Annotated in this window: 10 protein-coding genes and 3 tRNA genes; 5 read left to right on the top strand and 8 right to left on the bottom strand. The window is 36.5% G+C overall.

The window, feature by feature from the left end; translation table 11 throughout:
• Nucleotides 1-125 precede the first annotated feature (125 nt).
• Entirely contained in the window at nucleotides 126-395 is a 270-nt protein-coding gene (locus EDM02_RS06165) for a SemiSWEET family transporter (RefSeq protein WP_123663504.1), read from the top strand.
• Between the two features lie 54 nt (nucleotides 396-449).
• On the opposite strand, the gene EDM02_RS04770 is transcribed toward EDM02_RS06165, so the two are convergent.
• From EDM02_RS04770 to EDM02_RS04745, 6 genes are all read right to left on the bottom strand, one after another.
• A tRNA-Arg gene (locus EDM02_RS04770) sits at nucleotides 450-526 on the bottom strand.
• A gap of 91 nt (nucleotides 527-617) precedes the next feature.
• Nucleotides 618-692: transfer RNA gene (locus tag EDM02_RS04765), tRNA-Pro, on the bottom strand.
• Nucleotides 693-722: 30 nt separating this feature from the next.
• A tRNA-Ser gene (locus tag EDM02_RS04760) sits at nucleotides 723-811 on the bottom strand.
• 63 nt (nucleotides 812-874) lie between these two features.
• Entirely contained in the window at nucleotides 875-2,254 is a 1,380-nt protein-coding gene (locus EDM02_RS04755) for a UDP-N-acetylmuramoyl-tripeptide--D-alanyl-D-alanine ligase (RefSeq protein ID WP_184891151.1), read from the bottom strand.
• Between the two features lie 89 nt (nucleotides 2,255-2,343).
• Nucleotides 2,344-3,888: a BamA/TamA family outer membrane protein gene (locus EDM02_RS04750; RefSeq protein WP_123663500.1), complete on the bottom strand. Its 1,545-nt coding sequence runs from the start codon at nucleotides 3,886-3,888 to the stop codon at nucleotides 2,344-2,346.
• A 307-nt stretch (nucleotides 3,889-4,195) separates the two neighbouring features.
• Nucleotides 4,196-4,417, bottom strand: coding sequence for a DUF2795 domain-containing protein (locus EDM02_RS04745; protein ID WP_123663498.1), 222 nt, complete (start codon nucleotides 4,415-4,417; stop codon nucleotides 4,196-4,198).
• A gap of 355 nt (nucleotides 4,418-4,772) precedes the next feature.
• Here EDM02_RS04745 and EDM02_RS04740 point away from each other — a divergent pair, with 355 nt between their 5' ends.
• Both EDM02_RS04740 and metG read left to right on the top strand, forming a co-directional pair.
• Nucleotides 4,773-6,005 (top strand): ABC transporter permease, encoded by a 1,233-nt coding sequence (locus EDM02_RS04740; protein ID WP_123663496.1) that lies wholly within the window; start codon nucleotides 4,773-4,775, stop codon nucleotides 6,003-6,005.
• Nucleotides 6,006-6,275: 270 nt separating this feature from the next.
• Complete coding sequence (gene metG / locus EDM02_RS04735) at nucleotides 6,276-7,961, top strand: methionine--tRNA ligase (RefSeq protein ID WP_123663494.1); 1,686 nt, start codon at nucleotides 6,276-6,278, stop codon at nucleotides 7,959-7,961.
• Between the two features lie 48 nt (nucleotides 7,962-8,009).
• On the opposite strand, the gene EDM02_RS04730 is transcribed toward metG, so the two are convergent.
• Nucleotides 8,010-10,574 (bottom strand): valine--tRNA ligase, encoded by a 2,565-nt coding sequence (locus EDM02_RS04730; RefSeq protein WP_221179614.1) that lies wholly within the window; start codon nucleotides 10,572-10,574, stop codon nucleotides 8,010-8,012.
• A 607-nt stretch (nucleotides 10,575-11,181) separates the two neighbouring features.
• On the opposite strand from EDM02_RS04730, the gene EDM02_RS04725 reads away from it, so the two are divergent.
• Together EDM02_RS04725 and EDM02_RS04720 are read left to right on the top strand one after the other, a co-directional pair.
• Nucleotides 11,182-12,129, top strand: a complete 948-nt coding sequence (locus tag EDM02_RS04725; RefSeq protein WP_123663493.1) for a hypothetical protein — start codon at nucleotides 11,182-11,184, stop codon at nucleotides 12,127-12,129.
• A gap of 1,016 nt (nucleotides 12,130-13,145) precedes the next feature.
• Nucleotides 13,146-14,609: a coiled-coil domain-containing protein gene (locus tag EDM02_RS04720; RefSeq protein WP_123663492.1), complete on the top strand. Its 1,464-nt coding sequence runs from the start codon at nucleotides 13,146-13,148 to the stop codon at nucleotides 14,607-14,609.
• A 94-nt stretch (nucleotides 14,610-14,703) separates the two neighbouring features.
• Here EDM02_RS04720 and mfd read toward each other — a convergent pair whose 3' ends face one another.
• Nucleotides 14,704-18,039 carry a transcription-repair coupling factor gene (mfd, locus tag EDM02_RS04715; RefSeq protein ID WP_184891150.1) on the bottom strand — a complete coding sequence of 1,112 codons (3,336 nt, stop codon included), beginning with the start codon at nucleotides 18,037-18,039 and terminating at the stop codon, nucleotides 14,704-14,706.
• Between the last annotated feature and the right edge of the window lie 421 nt (nucleotides 18,040-18,460).

Below are 18,460 nucleotides of genomic sequence, written 5' to 3'. Positions count from 1 at the left end.
TAAATTGTTGGTAAGCCTGTAGTAGATAGGTGGATCTGTTCAGGTAAATGTATTACCGGAGGCCTTGTTCAAAGGAACGGGCCGGCCAAGTCCTAACAAAACATAATACATTAATATAATAATATATGTTGCAGTATACAGTAAAACACATAGAAATACTAGGATTCATAGCAGCGGGGTTAGGTACGCTATCGCTTTTGCCTCAACTAATAAAAATTGTATTATCCCGTTCTACAAAAAGTATTTCATTAATAATGTATATAGTAATTACTATTGATTCATTATTATGGATTATTTATGGAATAGCGTTATCATTAACGCCTCTTATTATACAAAGCAGTATCACATTAGCATGCGCTGCGGCTATTATAGTATTGAAATTATTATGGGAGTAGTAGAAATACATTTAGCATATCGATTCCCCTTTCGGTAAAAACGCCACCAAACAATGGTGGTACCGGAAGGACTCGAACCTTCAACCTACTGCTTAGAAGGCAGTTGCTCTATCCAATTGAGCTACGGAACCCACAAAAACGCATACAAAATGTATCTAAGCATTCCAGCATGATACTGACCTTTTTTCTATTTGTTTCTATAATTATGATATAAAGAGGCCGTCGGGGCGGCAGGATTCGAACCTGCGACCTTCTGCTCCCAAAGCAGACGCGATAACCGAGCTACGCTACGCCCCGAATTAAAACAGGCGCTTTCTCTAAAATAAGCGGATAGGGGGGGATTCGAACCCCCGGTACAGAGTAATCCATACGGCAGTTTAGCAAACTGCTGGTTTCAGCCACTCACCCACCTATCCGTTAAAATCTCACCATACGAAGGCTAGCATAAAGTTACTAAAACATAACGAAAATATAAAATCTTATGGCTCCCTTACTAGCTCTACTAGCGTATGTATTTCTACGGTATTCCCCCCCTTGAATAAAATTCCACTATGTTGAAAATGATGACTACGTAAATAATCAGCTAACACTTCTTTATTAGCAAAACCATGCATTTTAGCATGAAATACCTTATCTACAGCAGCCATAAAAAAAGCACCACATAGTAGAACCAAATCATAACCAGGATGCAAAAGCTGTTTAACAATCTTGTTATGCCAAGCAGTAGTTTGGCTCCCTAATTCAGCCATATCACCCAAAATCACCACCCGATAACGTACTTTCAATTGTAACAGTGCATCAAGTGCTAACTGCACCGAAGCAGGACTTGCATTATAGCTATCAATAATGAATTGGTTGCTACCTTTGGTAACAAACTCCATCCGTTTATTGGCGGGAATATAGGCTTGAATGGCTTGATGGGCTGCCGCTGGGGCTACCTTAAAATACTTGGCTACACAAAGCGCTGCTGCTATATTATATATATGGGATTTTCCTAATAAATGGGTAGTAACTTCCGCTCCTTCTGCCGATCTATAACGTAAAAAAGGCTCCTCGGCCATCAAATCAAGCGGTGCATAATCGGTAGCTTGAGGATAAGTAATAGGCTGGGTAAAACGTTTGCTTAAAGTTAGTAATAAAGGGTCTAGCGTATTCAAAAAAACAATCCCCCCAGTAATATAGAGGTAATCATATAATTCTCCTTTACCTTGTATCACGCCCTCTAAAGTACCAAATCCTTTACCCTGCGTCACACGCTTTAAGCTACCAGTTACTTCTAAATGAACCTCTCCAATAGCAGTAATAAGGCCATGCGTAGGTTGAACTATTTTACAACATAAGGCAATATCATCCAATTGTGTGGCACCCATCTCTATAACAGCTATTTGAGTATCTTGAGCCAATTTCAAAAGTGTTAAAGCAATCCCAATAATAGTATTCAAGTTGCCCTTGGTAGCTACTGTTCTATAAGTAGTGCTTAAAACACTATAAATAAGTTCTTTAGTAGTAGTTTTACCATAAGAGCCTGTTACAGCTATAATAGAAAAATCAGGACCATATTGCGAACGATGGTAAGAGGCGAGTTGCACTAACATAGAGAGACTATCCTCTACCACTATATAAGCAGTGGATGGCCCTGCATAGGCAGGGTCATCTATAATGGCATAACTGGCCCCTTTTGCTAAGGCTTCTGCAGCAAAGGCATTACCATTAAAACGAGTACCTCGAATAGCAAAAAAAAGTGCCCCTGGAGGGACATGACGAGCGTCAATGGTTACCGCCCGATTGATCAAATATTTTTGATAAAGTTCTTCTATAGAAAACATATGATAGGTAAATAAGGAATGCACTATTTTCATTGCGTATCTTACGCACATCGTATCTAATCACCTTCTCAAGCGTCAAAAGTTTGGATGCGAAATAAGCCACTACATAATATCAGTAACTATTAACTGTAAGGCACAAGTGTAGGCTTAGCTATATTATTCTTAAAATGACAAATAGAAAGCGTTACCGATGGTACCATCTTGCGTAATAAGGGGCTATACGCCATGGCCAACTCCAGTGTGGGCCATGGTCTGATCATATGCGCTAGTCGAAGAGCCACTCCATAATTGTTTATCAATGTGGGATTCAATAACGCATTATTGCGATTGTAGAGCGCTATAAATTTAGTAAATCCAAGCACAACAAAACGTAGGGGTTTTACTACCATAGGCCTATGGAAGGTGCTATACACATCCACATGTAGCCGTGCATTGATAGGCTGACTAATGCCATACAGATCCTCTTTTTCAGGTTTTGCTAATTCCTCAGGATCACGCTCACTGATTCCCAACATCCGTTCCTTGGGCATACGGTAACCTGTGATATAGTTCATACGGATAAATTGCCGAATATCATTATACTCTGTATACATGAGAGAACCAACATAATCTAATTTTAATGCCAACACTCCTTCTTCTAAAACTTTTTTATGAAGAAAAGCAGCTGTTTTACAGCTCAAGTGTAAATATTTGCAAAAAGAAGAGGAAGTATTTACTACATTTTTAATGCAAGACATGCCGACATATGGCCTATTTCTATTATATTCACTTTTTTGGTACCCACATAATATTTCTATAGATCCTCCCTTGGGTAATAGCTCCAAACACTCAAGCGCATATACATTCTTTATGCTTACGTAACCATCTACTACCCATCCTAGTTTGGCTAAAATAAATTTTTGGTTATGATAAGGCCTATTTTCCATATTGGTAACAGTAGGACGTATAACAAATTTTTTGTTATAACCACTCAAGGCAACAAGCCAATAATAGGACAAAAGTTCTGTTGTTGCTTTTATGTAAAAAAACTTACCGATCCATAGATTTTGAAAATCAAATTTATAAGAATCCTCTTTTTTCTTTTTATTCCTTATTTGTCTATAACATTGACCCCCTAGTAGATAATTCCCATTTAAGCTAGGTAGCTCATATTCTAACCCATATCCCCATCTTTTTTTTAGAAAAAACTGATTGCTTATAATATGCCCATATCCCCATGCATTGTTATGCCTTATGGTAAAAAGAGGCCCCTGTTCAAGATCAAAATCAGCAGTTATAGGGAACCGATCCTGTGTTTGTATGACTATATCAACCACTTCTGTTTGGTTATCAGAAGGAATTGGTTTGCTTGTAACGAATACGGTCGAAAAGTAGGGCAATGCTAATAATTTTTTCTTTATACGCAGCAGATCTTGGTAATGGAAAATAGTTCCGGGCTTGAGATCAATATGTCTATAAATTAACGATTTATGCGTTATAGGGGAAAGCCATTTGATCAAACGGAGATAAGGATATGGCTTAACGGGCATTGGATCCATAGTGGCTATGGATTTTATGGTTATTGTTCCAAGCTTATGCTCAGTAACGCTATGCGCATAGGCTTGGAATCTAAATAGAATAGGTAAAAAAAGTATTAATCCACTGATTAACCTTACACTTTGTAACATATACTTAATTTTTATATGACAGTAGGTACGACTAAAAGTCTCTAGAACCAACATCTAAAAAGATGTAGCATACCAATTTTAATAGAGGTTCAGGATATACCGCTAGCTTAATAGATAATCTTAATAAATAATCTTAATGGATAGTTTTCCCAACTGTATCCAATACAGTCGGTCAACCATGCACTATGATTAAAAAAACAACTGCTTATTTACTAGTAATGATTACCAAAACAAGTGCATGAAAAGCCGTCATGTAAAAATACATATTAAGCTGATACATAGTTATATAAGCTTAATATGTACCTTATTAATACTCATCCTCATTAAAAATAAAATCATCTCCTGTCGGATAATCAGGCCATATTTCTTCAATAGATGTATATGGATAATCATCATCATCCAACTCTTCTAAATTTCTAATAACCTCCAAGGGGGCTCCAGACCGTTTAGCATAGTCTATTAACTCATCCTTAGTAGCTGGCCAAGGAGCATCTTCTAAATGAGATACCAATTCAAGTGTCCAATACATAATACAAAAATGAAAAAATTTTAAATTGCGTTTCTTATATGGTTGCGTTTCTTATTTTATTACTAGTTTTTATAAACTATAACTTAAATAATAAGTTTATAGCTTTTATAGCTTTTAGCAGGTGAAGGTAATGTAAAGTTTACTTTTATGCAAGTGATCAAATGCTTTTTTTAAAATTTAATGCAATAATCCATTGAGTAACCAGAGAGCGAGTTCTGATTTTCAGCTTGCAGCCTGATTTTTCAACAGCTTTGTTCACCAGCGCTTGATTTTTTTGGCTACTTTTTTTGATCAAGCAAAAAAAGTAGCTTTAAAATAAGTAGTTTTTTTAAAAAAATGGATAAAATCATCAACCATGCAAATTTATTTTTTTATCGCGAAGCGTTATGCTAAAAATGAAAAAAAAACATTGGTATACAGGTTATCTAGGCTTACTTGTTACAGCACAGCATTAGGAACGGCTATTTTAATATTAATATTATCTACTATGAATGGAGTGGAAAAATTATACGCTTCTTTATTTTATGCCTATACTTCTGCACTAAAAATAGAGCGCAAAACAGGTAAAACCTTTTTCAGTAATACCAAACTAAAAGCAAGCATTACAGAGATTCCCGGTGTCACTGATATAGTAGAAATTTTGGAAGAAACCTCACTAATACGATATAATGGTAAGCAAGCCATTGTAACCATCAAGGGCGTCTCAGATAATTTTAAACAAAGCGATTTTTACAGAAATTGTAGACGTATAGATGCCATTACCTTTACTGGAACCAAGGGAGGAAAAGAACAAGCTATTATGGGCATACATATTAGAAGATTGTTACAATTAAAATCTAGCAACCATACTATAGAGGTTTTTTATCCCCAAATAAACAGCCTAAACCTTAGCCTAGGTAAACCATATAAACGAGAAATTTTGGAGGTAAGTGGTTTATTTTCTATAACGGATACAATAGATAGTAAATATATTATTACGCCTATAAACTTTGTAGAAAAGTTAACCAACTGCTTACATAAACGTACCTATTGGGAAGTAATTATAGAGAATGGCGCTAATGTAACCAAAACGCAAGCGGATATACAAAAACTTTTACCAAAAGAATTAAAAGTATCCAATCGATACGAGCAGAACGCAGCTAAGCGTAACGCTATTTATATTGAACGACTCTCTGTATATTTTATTTTTACTTTGGTATTACTATTAGCTTCTTTGCATATTTTCTTTATGCTATGTATGCTCATTCTAGAAAAGAAAAAAGATATAGCGCTACTAGCTGCACTTGGTGCTGCGCCAACCCAAATAGGTAAACTTTTTTTATACAATGGGCTTTTGGTATCCTTAGAAGGCATTCTATATGGCTTAATCATTGCAGTAACGGTTGGTTTTTTACAGCAAAAATTTGAACTTATTACACTCACTAAACTTAGCCGTACTGGATCCGTTGCTTATCCCGTAGCCATGCAGGGTAGTGATTGCTTATCTATAGCTATGACAACCCTTATCTTTGGAGCCTTTGCTTCCTTTTGGCCAGCAAAACAAGCTGTTAAATTGGCAAACAAAGAAAAAAATAGGACTAATCATTAAAATAGTATAGTTTATGTCCTTTTTAAGGCTTTTAACTAACACTTTTGTATAGATTTCCTTTTTTTATAAAATTTTTGTTTTCTATTGCAGCGGCCTCAATTTAGGTGTTTAGTCCCAGATTGTGGTGAAGTAAATTATAATTGTGTATTTTGTAAAAACTTACCAACAACAGAAGCATTATGGGACAAATATTACATGGGTGCGCCAAAACGACTTCGGACATTCTGTACTGCATTTTTTGTACGAAATATTTGTATTATCATAATTAAGATGCATAGCAAAAAAAGATATACCATTACTGCTGCGCTTCCCTACGCCAATGGACCCATTCACTTAGGCCATGTGGCTGGTGCGCATCTTCCGGCTGATATTTATGTTCGCTATTTAAGGCAAAAAAAAGCTTCCGTCATTTTTATTAGTGGATCTGATGAGCATGGGGTTCCAGTGACGGTTCGTGCCCAGCAAGAAGGTACTACGCCGCAAAAAGTAGTAGATAAATACCATGCCTTAAATAAGAAATCGCTTGAAAAATTGGGTATAAGTTATGATATTTTTGCCAGAACTTCCTCTCCCACGCATTATGACACAGCCACCGATTTTTTTAAGAATTTGCACCAAAAAGGCATATTCGAAGTAGCGGAAACAGCACAATACTATGACCCTATTCATCAGCAATTTCTATCTGATCGATATATCAAAGGTAGCTGTCCGCACTGCCATAACCCCAATGCTTATGGAGATCAATGTGAAGCTTGTGGAAGCACCCTGAGCCCAGAAGAATTAATAGCACCTGTTTCTGCCATTAGTGGAGAGAAGCCTATTTTAAAATCAACCAAGCATTGGTACTTACCGCTACACAAATATGCAGATTGGCTTAAAAAATGGATTTTAGAAGAGCATAAAGATTTTAAAACCAATGTGTATGGTCAGTGTAAAGGCTGGTTAGACCAAGGGCTACGACCGCGTGCTGTAACCCGTGATTTAACGTGGGGCATTCCTGTACCCCTACCTGAAGGACAGGGGAAAGTACTCTATGTTTGGTTCGATGCGCCCATTGGCTATATTAGTGCAACCAAAGAATGGGCAAAAGCACAACAAGTAGCGTGGGAACCTTTTTGGAAAGATCCCAATACCACACTCATACATTTTCTAGGAAAGGACAATATTGTATTTCACTGTATTATTTTTCCTGTTATGCTCAAAGCGCATGGCCAATTTATTTTACCTCAACAGATACCAGCTAATGCATTTTTAAATTTAGAAGGTAAAAAATTTTCTACTTCCCGCAACCACGCTGTTTGGCTAAACGATTATTTAGAAGATTTTCAAGGAAAAGAAGATGTGTTACGTTATGTACTTTGCACTATCGCACCAGAGAACAAAGACAGCGACTTTACTTGGAAAGATTTCCAAAATAAAAACAATAATGAGCTGGTAGCGAACCTGGGTAATCTAGTTAATAGAACAGTAAGTTTGGTACACCGATATTTTAAGGGAATAGTTCCGCCAAACATGCACCCTAGTATAGCTGATCAAACTTTACTTGATACGTTAACCGCTTCTTTTACAACAGTTGGTGATGAAATAGAACAATTTAAATTTAAAGAAGCACTGCAGTTCTGTATGGGCTATGCTGCCTTGGGCAATAAATACCTAACAGATAGAGCCCCATGGCATTTGGTAAAAAGTTCCCCAGAAGCCGCTGGAACAGTATTACATATTGCCCTACAGCTTATAGCTACGATAGCTTTGTTGATCAAACCTTTTTTACCTACCACTAGTGATAAAATAGCCATTATGCTGGGATTAAAATCAGTAGGCTGGGATGAGGTAGAAATCGCTCATTTGGTAAAGGCAGGAGAACGATTAGCAGTACCTACCTTATTATTTGAAAAAATTGAAGACGCGGTTATAGAAGCACAACGGAAAAAATTAGAAAATAATTATACATTATGAGATGCAAATTTGGTTCCTCTTATCAAGAAAAAAGGATACTATGAAATATTATTTTTTATATGCAAACTGTATCCATATGGAACATTTTTTTCCTACCATTTGCAAACCTGGATGATGCAATGGTGTCTTGCTAAATACCACTTCTGTTGTAGTGGTAACTGTTTTTAGATCTGTCAGTAACGCTTCATCTAAAATGGCACCGCTAATCGTAAGCAGCTGAATAGCTGCCTTTATAGATACTTTTTGATCTGTTTTGGCCTTACGTACTAAACTAATAACTTCCCTAAGTTGATCTACCTGATCCAGTTGCATTTGATTTAAAGAAGCATGTAATGGCTCTTTAGGCCAATTTCCAGTTTGATGTATAGATCCTTTATGTGGATAGAGCCACTGGGAAAGTTCTTCGGTGATATGCGGTAAAATAGGGGCAAACAGCTGTAATAGCACATAAAAAGTATGGTACAGTGTTATAATAGCACTATGCTGGCCTTGGTTATCCATGTTTATTTCGTTGTAAGCCCTAGCTTTGCTTATTTCAAGGTAATCATCACAAAAAACAGACCAAAAAAACTTTTCTACTCCTACCAATGCTTCGGTATAGGCATAAGCTAGAAAGTGCCTATAAGCCTTTTCTACCAGATTGGTTAGATCGTGCAACAGCCATTTATCTAGGGTATGGGTAACTTTTTCTTGCGTAATTTGAAATGGGAGGGTTAATACTTCTTCTTCTAGTTTGCTAACATGTTGTGCTATACATCTAGCTGCATGCCATAGTTTGGTCACCAGCCGTTTTCCATTTTTCATTACATTTTCACAATAGCAAGTATCTGTTCCTAAGCGGGCATTGGCCGACCAATAGCGTATTACATCGGCACCATATTGGGCCAGAAGGGCTTCAGGAACTATAACATTTCCTTTCGATTTAGACATTTTTTGCTTATCGGGGGCTAGGCACCAGCCATTGATCATAATGTTTTTCCAAGGAAGACTATTTTCATGTAAATGCGCTTTGAGTAAAGTATAAAAAGTCCAAGTACGTATAATTTCATGCGCTTGCGGTCTCAAATCCATTGGAAACAACTGGGTATGCCTTTTATAGTCTATACTAAAATCTTGGTTAATCGCATGGGTAGAAAGTTGGGGCGAAATACTACTAGTAGCCCAAGTATCCATTACATCATAGTCTGGTTCTACTTCTTCTCTGGTATAGCCTATTGGTAAATCCTGTAGCGGATTAACCGGTAATTGATCTATCGTCGGAACTAAAATTTTGTTCTCTTCTCCGGAGCGTTTAGAGTACCAAATGGGAAAAGGAACTCCAAAATAGCGTTGACGGCTAATACACCAATCCGAAGTAAGGTTATTTATCCATATTTCAAGCCTATTTCTCATCGAGTCTGGGTGCCATTTTAGCTTATTAGCCTTAGCGAGAATGGCATTTTTATGCACTAATGTGCGTACAAACCATTGTGGAATAGTAAGAATTTCCAATGGTGCTCCAGAGCGTTCCGCACACTTTACAGATTGGCATATGGGTCTATTTTGTACCAAAAGCCCCTTTTCTTTTAAAATTTGAATGATTTTTTCACGTGCTGCTGTTACCTTTAGCCCTTTAAGAGGACCCGTATGGTTAGCCGTAAGTATCCCTTGTTTGTTAAGGATGATATGCGTAGGTAGCTGATGCTTTTTCCACCACAAAATATCAGTTTGGTCCCCAAATGTACAACACATAACCAATCCAGTACCTTTATCAGGCTGTACTAGCTCATCCGTTAGAATAGGTACCCTTATATTAAAGAAGGGCGTGATAGCATAGCTATTGGCTAAATGTTGGTAGCGCAGATCACTTGGATGGTAAAATACCGCTACACAAGCGGGTAACAGCTCTGGCCTAGTAGTAGCGATGCATAGAGGCTCGTTAGTAGCTTCGTGACAAAAAAGAATGTCGTGGATATATCCAGTGCGTTCTTGCTCTTCAATATCAGCCTGTGCCAGTGCTGTGCCATCTACTGGGTCCCATAGCATGGGTTGTGTACTGCGGTATATTTCACCTTTAGCTAAGAGTGCCAAAAAAGACATTTGTGAAATTTTACGGGATAATGGACTAATGGTCTGGTATGCAAGTTCCCAATCGACTGAAAGCGCCATAGTTTTAAAAAGGGTTCTAAATTTTTCTTCTTCAGTTATCACTACTTCCTGGCACAGGGCTATAAAATCCTCTCTAGCCATATTTGCTGCACGAACTCCTTTTTGTTTTTCTACTAATCGTTCCGTGGGCAAACCATTGTCATCAAATCCCATTGGATAAAAAATATTTTTGCCCAGCATGCGTTGGAATCGGACTATAAAATCAGCTTGTGTATAACTACAGACATGCCCTATATGGAGATATCCTGAAATAGAGGGTGGAGGTGTATCTACTACAAACGTATCTACACGAGCGGATACGGGATTCCATTTATATAGTTTTTGTTCCGTCCAAAATTGTTGCCAATATTTTTCTCGTTCCAAAAAATTATAGGATGGAGGTAAAGGGCGTATGGTCATTTTTTTAATTTGTAGGCATAAAAAATGTATTTGTTCACTCAATGGCGTCAACTTAAGGCAATTCATGATTAGCCTACCCTCCTATTCTACTTGGTTATCAATAACAGCTAAACCTTAAGTTGACGCCATTGTTTGTTCACTTGCGTGGTAGAAATATTTTTAATTTAATTATTTCATTACTAAATTATTTCATTACTAAATTATTTCATTACTAAATTATTTCATTACTAAATTATTTGTCACTTTTTTGCTTGATCAAAAAAGTAGCCAAAAAAAATCAAGCGCTATCCTTATCCTTTACAGGGTCGTGAACGGACACTAAAAAATGGCTCTGGTTGTTTCTTATTGGTTTGATAATACAAATATAATGGGTTGGTATGTATTATGCTACCCTAGCAGCATTAATAGATTATTTTTATTACATTTTACCCAAAAAATTTGCTGGTTTAGTTTTTTTTTTTAAGTTGGCGAATATATTTTTCAATAAATGTACGATCGAAACGTCATTGATTGATTGAACCAGTGTACTACATTAACAAATAATAATATAATGCAAACTAGAAATACTAGAAATAAAATCCCCCCCTCACAACTGGGTTCCCTTTTGGTCGTCTTGCCTAGCATCTTCATTTTTAGCGCTAGTTTATCCTGTGGAAGAGGTAATAAAAAAATTATGCAAAAGCCGCAAGCGGTAGACGTTCATATAAAGCAGCGTAAGCAAGAGGTGTTAAATGATACAGTACAAATAGAAGCGTTGCCTCAAACCGTTGAGAACGGTTCTAAAGAAAAAGAATTAGAAATAGCTTTAAGCGAGGAACAGCATGCAAATCAAAAAAAACTTGAAGACAGTGGGCGAAAATTGGATGACGCAATAAATAAAATAAAAGAATTAGAAAAAGAAATAGAAGCAAGAGACAACAGTCACCCTGATTTAGGAGCGTGTTTTTCGGAAAAAGACGCTGAAAAGGAAAATCTTCAAACCGAATGTAATGATTTGAAAAATAAAATAAAAGAATTAGAAAAAGAAATAGAAGCAAGAGCAAATAGTGACCCTGATGTAGAAGCGCATTTTTCGGAAAGAGACGCTGAAAAGGAGAATCTTAAAACCGAATATAGTGATTTACAGCGAAAGTTGTATGACGCAATGAATGAAATAAAAGAATTAAAAGAAAAAATTCGCGGTAAAAATGTGCCTTCTGGACCACCACCACCTGCACCACCACCTCCTCCAGGTTTAGCAGAGTTATTAAAGAATAAGAATAAACGATTTAAAAATGTTAAATGGTATGGATCTACACTTGAGGAGCAAAGGGAAGAAAATAATAGACCAGAGATAAATATGCAAGACATTCTAACGAAGCGGAATCAACTAGATAAACAAAGAGAAAGAAGGAAAAATGAAGCAAAAAGAAAGAAAGAAAATGAAAAAGGGTCTACTAAAGAAGCTGATACTAATGAAAATGAATTTAAAGAAAATCATTCAGGTGAATCAGCAGATATAGATATAGAAGAGCTTATAAATCATGATAAAAGGTTGCATAAAAACAAGTGTCCTAAGGAGAAAAGCGAACTGGATAAAAACAAACTTTTTCTTAATGCAGGGAATCTATTGACATCATAGACATTTTGAGGCCGTTGCAATAGGAAATAACACGACATGGTTTAGCCTTCTACCGCTTCAGCATGTTGCTTGATAGCTTGCGGGGTATATCCGTATCCGGATTCGTACTCATTAGACATAGCGCAATAATGCAAGATCATAAAAATGCGCCTTGAACAAAGTTGTGATTAGAAAATTTCAGTCTGAAAGGTAGTAGAAAATCAGCCTGTTTGAGTCTACTCTTCGTCTTTGAAAAGCTGGCTGCGTTCCGCTTCGGGATTCAGTGTACTCGCATAGTGGGTACTATGCTGCGTGCGCTTCACCCTCGCGCGCCTTGCCAGCTTTCCAAATCCATTGAGTAACCGTAAAGGGCGAGTTTTGATTTTCAGCTTGCAGACTGAATTTTTCAACAGCTTTGTTTACCAGCGCTTGTTTTTTTTGGGCTACTTTTTTTGATCAAGCAAAAAAAGTAGCTTTAAAAGAAGTAGTTTTTTTTAAAAAAATGAATAAAATCTTCAATAATCTATAAAATATGGCTGCCACGCAAGTGAACGGACAATGGCGTCAACTTAAGGTTTAGCTGTTATTGATAACCAAGTAGAATAGGAGGGTAGGCTAATCATGAATTGCCTTAAGTTGACGCCATTGAGTGAACGGATACCAATATGGGACTAAACATCCGTCTAGACTCCAGCTATATAATTTTTGTTCCGTCCAAAGTTCTTGCCAATATTTTTCTCGTTCCAAAAAATTATAGGATTAAGGTAAAAGGGCGTATGGTCATTTTTTTAAGTTTTTAGGCATAAAAAATTGCTTTGGTTATTTCTCATTGGTTTGATGATACAAATATAATGGGTTGGTATGCATTATGCTACCCTAGCAGGGTTAATGGATTATTTTTACTACGTTTTTACCAAGAAAATTTGCTGGTTTAGTTTTTTTTTTACAACTTAGCAAATATATTTTTCAATCAATGTACGATCGGAGCGTCATCGATTGATTTACTGAACCAGTGTATCACATTAACAAATAATACAATGCAAACTAGAAATACTAGAAATAAAATTTCTCCCCCACAACTGGGTGCCCTTCTGGTCGCCTTGTTTAACAGCTTCATTTTTAGCGCGTATTCATCCTGCGGAAGAGGAGTAGGAGTAGGAAATAATGAAAAAATTATGCAAAAGCTGCAAGAGGTAGACATTAATATGAAGCAAAGTAAGCAAGAAGCGTTAAATGGTGCAGCACAAACAGAAAAGCTGTATCAGGCAGTTGAGGAAGGGTTTAAAGAATTAAAAATAGCTTTAAGTGAAGGGGAAAATGCAAAACAAGTAGAAGTAGAAGAGTTATATCAAAAACTCATTAAAAAACTTGACGCTATAGAAGCATGGCCAGGAGAATCATACGTTTATTCCTATGGAATAGGTAACCATTCAGACGAAACGGTAAAAAAAAAGCTTAACGAAAGTGAGCAAAAGTTGACTGATGCAACCGATACAATAGAAGAATTAGGAAAATTATTAGCAGAAAAGGAAACAATTCGGCTTGATTTGGAAAAAAAATTGCAGGAAACCGATGTTAGGGTAAACTGTTTAGAGAATGAAAACAATACATTAAAAGGATCTAATAAGAAAAAGGACGATGGAATATTAAAGTTGAAAACTATCTTGAAAAGATATCTTGAAGATATAGAAGTGCTAAATAATATAAAAAAGAAGTTAGAAACGCGTATTTCGAAAGAAAGAGATATAAACGAATCGCTTCTAGCCGGTCTTGATTGTTCGGAAAATGATTTTAGAAAAAACAATCCAACAGATGATAAGGCTGGAATAAAAGAAATTAAAAATATTAAAGAAGAGGTTTGTGAGTCTTGGGAAGCATTTCAAGCATCTCAAGCGGAATATCAGGATGAAATAGCTGGATATCAGGCTATAATAGCCATGTTACAAGAGAACATAAGCGATTTAAGAATTGATAATAGCGATTTAAGAACTGATAATAGCGATTTAAGAATTGATAATGAATTACTGACATATTACAATGATCTATTAAAATTAAATCGCAAAATTGAAAACAAAAAAGAAAATGAGCAAACAAAAAAATCTAATAAAGAAGCTGACAAGTGGAGAAAGGAATTAATAAAAAAGGATGGAAAATTAGACAAGTCAAAAAAACAGGTAGAAGACCTTCAGCAGGCAAACGCTAATTTGAAAAATGAATTAAACGAGCTCGGTCCATGTATAGTGATAGATGGTAATATGGAACGTGTACAGAACACAAACAATCAGCTTTCCAATGAGCTTAAGAATGAAATAAAGAAACGAGAAAAAGCAGAAGAGGAACTTGCATATCTAAGGGAGATATGTGAAGAATTTTCGAGAGAAAATAAAGAATTAAAAGAAAAAGAATACGCATATTTAAAGGAAAAAGAATACATATATGAAAATCCTTTAAAGACAAAATTGAGTCGAGATCAATGTGAAGGCGAAGTTGTGTATGAGTAAATCCATTATTGCGTGCTGATTAAACTAAACAGATACAATCTATAATATCGCTGCCATGCAAGTGAACAATACGGTTGGTTGAATACTAGCAATTTTATATAATATCCAGAGGGGTACCTATGGTAGCTAGTAGATTCTTTGCCGAAACAATGCTATTGATCTGTGTATTAATAGTAAAGATTAGATTACCTTCTATCTTTTTTAATTGACAGCAAGTTGCGTTTTGTTGAATATATTGGATAATATAATCCCACATTTCTTGGTTTCTTTTCTGAAAATCAGATCCTAAGTAACAACATAAGATTTGGCCCTTTAATGAAAGTTTTTGAAAACCAATTCGTTGTGCTTCCCAGCGAAGTGGTATCGTTTCCAATAAGGTTTCTACGGGAATGGGTAGGGGACCAAATCTATCTACTAGCTCTTCTTTAAAGAGGTTTAATTGATTATTATCTTTAATTTTACTTAACCTTGTATAGAGCAACATCCGCTGAGCTGTATTTTGAACATATGTTGATGGTAAAAGCGCTTCGTAATCGGTTTCAATAGAACATTCGCTGTAGGGTCGTGTTGTTTTTGGATCTTTGGTAAATAACGTTTTAAAATCTTTATTTTTGACCTCTTCTATAGCATCTTCTAATATTTTATAGTAGGTCTCACAACCAATATCTGCCATAAATCCACTTTGGGCTGCTCCGAATAGGTTGCCAGCACCACGTATGTCTAAATCCCTCATAGCCAGTTTAAAACCATCACCTAATTCTGATAATTCTTCCAATGCAGCTAGCCTGAGTTTTGCTTCTGGTGTAAGATTAATATTTTCGGGGATCAATAGGTAACAAAAGGCTTGGGTATTAGAACGCCCTACTCTTCCACGTATTTGATGTATATCAGCAAGACCCAAGAGATGACTATCATTGATGATAATGGTGTTAGCATTGGGGATATCCATGCCAGATTCTATAATACTGGTGGCTACTAATACATCGTAACGTCCTGCTATAAACTGTAATATCTTTTCTTCAAGGGTAGAGCCGGTCATTTGACCATGGGCTACACAAATGCGAGCAGTGGGTAATAAGCTTGCTAAGGTTTGCGCTATGGCGTTAATGTTATTTACCTTATTGTGTAGGAAAAATACCTGCCCATTGCGGGCTATTTCAGCTTCTATAGCAGCCTTAATAATTTTCAAATCAAAGTGATATAACGTTGTTTTAACAGGACGCCTATTGGCAGGGGGTGTGGTAAGCATACTTAAATCCCTTGCACCCATCAAAGAAAAATGAAGGGTGCGTGGAATAGGTGTAGCGGTTAAAGTTAAGGTATCTACGTTTAAGCGTAGCTGTTTGAGTTTTTCTTTAGCACTTACGCCAAATTTCTGTTCTTCATCGATAATCAGCAATCCTAAATCTTTAAACTTTACATCTCGCATAAGCAGTTTGTGTGTACCAATAAGGATATCTATCTTACCAGAAGCCGTATAAGCTAGCGTTTGCTGAATTTCTTGCTTGGTTTTAAAACGATTGATATAATTGACTCGAATCGGTAGATTCGCCAGTCTATTGATAAAAGTGTTATAATGTTGTAAAGCTAAAATAGTAGTAGGCACCAGTAAGGCAACTTGTTTACCATATTCTGCTGCTTTAAAAGCGGCACGAATCGCTACCTCTGTTTTACCAAATCCTACATCACCACAAACCAGTCGGTCCATGGGTTCGGGGCGTTCCATATCTTCTTTAATAGCAGCAATAGCCAATGCCTGGTCTGGTGTATCTTCATAGTAAAAGGAGGCGGCTAATGCTGCATCTAGTACCGTATCTTTTCCAAAAGCAAATCCTGTAGTTTTTTTGCGTTCTGCATATAGGGTTATCAATTCTTTGGCAATATCTTTGATCTGTTTTTTTACGGCACTTTTTTTATTACTCCAGGCAACCGTACCCAATTTATGCAAATTGGGTACGGTGCCATCTTTGCTAGTGTATTTGCTGATCTTATGTAAATCATGTACGTTTACATAGACCACGTCATTGTCTTTGTAAATCAGTCGAATAGCTTCTTTTTTATGCGTATTGATAGGCAAGGTGTGTAATCCAGAAAATCGACCAATACCAAAGTCACTGTGTACCACATAATCCCCAATTTGGAAATGGCTAAATGTATCTATGAGTAACGCTTCTGTAGGGGAGTAGCTTTTGGGTGGTTGATACCTGTAGTATCTGTTAAAAATTTGATGATCGGCATAGCAGACTATCTTGGCTGTATGATCTATATAACCTTCTCGTAAACCAAGTAGAAGAGGGGTAAAGACTGGTTTGGGTTCTTTTTCGTGTAAAATGGCGTCGAGTCGTGCCAATTGCCCTGTAGAAATAGCCGTAATAAATACCTTATAGTTATGTTGATTTCTCTTATAGAGATCTTCAGTTAAAAGATTAAAATTTTGTTGAAAATAGGGTTGTTTTTCAGAATCGTAATCTATAATCAGCTCCTGAGCTGAAGCAATGGATTGCGTTTGTCCAAATGTAATCTGGTGAAAGGGGGCAATAGAGGCTATAAAACTTTCACGGGTTTCATAGGGGGTATGCGTAGCGGTTAATGGATCAATAGGCACAGTATCGTTAAGTTTTTGAAGGGCTTCCAAAGCATTACTTTTATTTTGTATCCAGATGCAAGTTCCTGCTGGTAGACAACTGGAAAAGGAAGTGTAAGCTAAACGATGTTCTGCTATAATTTCTTGATTGGATAAAATGGTTACAGTTGTTGTTTTTTTGAAAGTTTTTTGATCTTTAGGATTAAAAATGCCTATGCTGGAAACGGTATTGCCCCATAGTGTGATCCGGTAGGGAAATGATTCAGAAGCGGAATATATATCAATAATGCCTCCGCGTATGGCAAATTCGCCTTGCTTATAGACAAAGTCTACCTTTGTAAATCTTTGGGCCCTAAGTGTTTTTTTTAATTCTTGAAGCGATAACGTTTGACCTACTTCTATTTTAGAGCTTATGTCAGTGATTAGAGATGGGTCTAAGATCTTTTCTGATAGCGCTGCTATATGGGTAACCACCCATGCAATAGATTTTTTTTCACTGATAGCATGTATTATTTCTGTTCGTTTATGTTGAATAATTTTGTTATGCGCTGAGGAGTCTACTGTTCTCTTTTCTAAACCAGGCAGCAGCAGAATGGAATGGGCAGGTACTAGATTGCTCAAATCTCCATAAATAGCCCATGCTGCTTCTTTATTTTCGAGTACAACTAGCTGTAGCTGATTGGAGTAATGCTGTAGTGCAGCGATTAGCAGCGCATCTAAGCTTCCTGAGATGCCCCGTAGATGTGGGTGCAGGGTTGTATGCTGCGGATCCTGTTTGAGGTACGCTTTTAGCTTTTGTACAATTTTGTTTTCTTGGTATAATGCTATAAAATCTTTGATCTGCAAGATAGGGTAGGGTTAAGGTAATCTGATATTTATAGTCTTTCAGTGTATCCGTTCACTTGCATGGTAGCCATATTTTATAGATTATAGCAATTAAAGCTACTTTTTTTGCTTGATCAAAAAAGTAGCCAAAAAAAATCAATCGCTGGTGAAAAAACTGTTGAAAAGAAATGGAAAAAACCGAAAATCAAATCTCGCCCCTACGGAGCTCAGACAAATTGATTTTCTTTTATTTTTTCCATTTCTTTTCTTTCCACAGTTTTTTCAAGGCGCATTTTCTATAACTTACATTATATGTACTATTTCTAATTGGTACGAACACGAATACGCATAGCCCACACTACTACGCATAGCCCACACTACTAAACGGATACCATATCATCTAACAGTTTATATTGCTATAAATATAATAAACTGTTAGATT

It is taken from the genome of Candidatus Cardinium hertigii (genome assembly GCF_003788695.1).
Note: the sequence above shows the minus strand (reverse complement) of the source record. Positions and strands in the feature narration are given on the sequence as shown.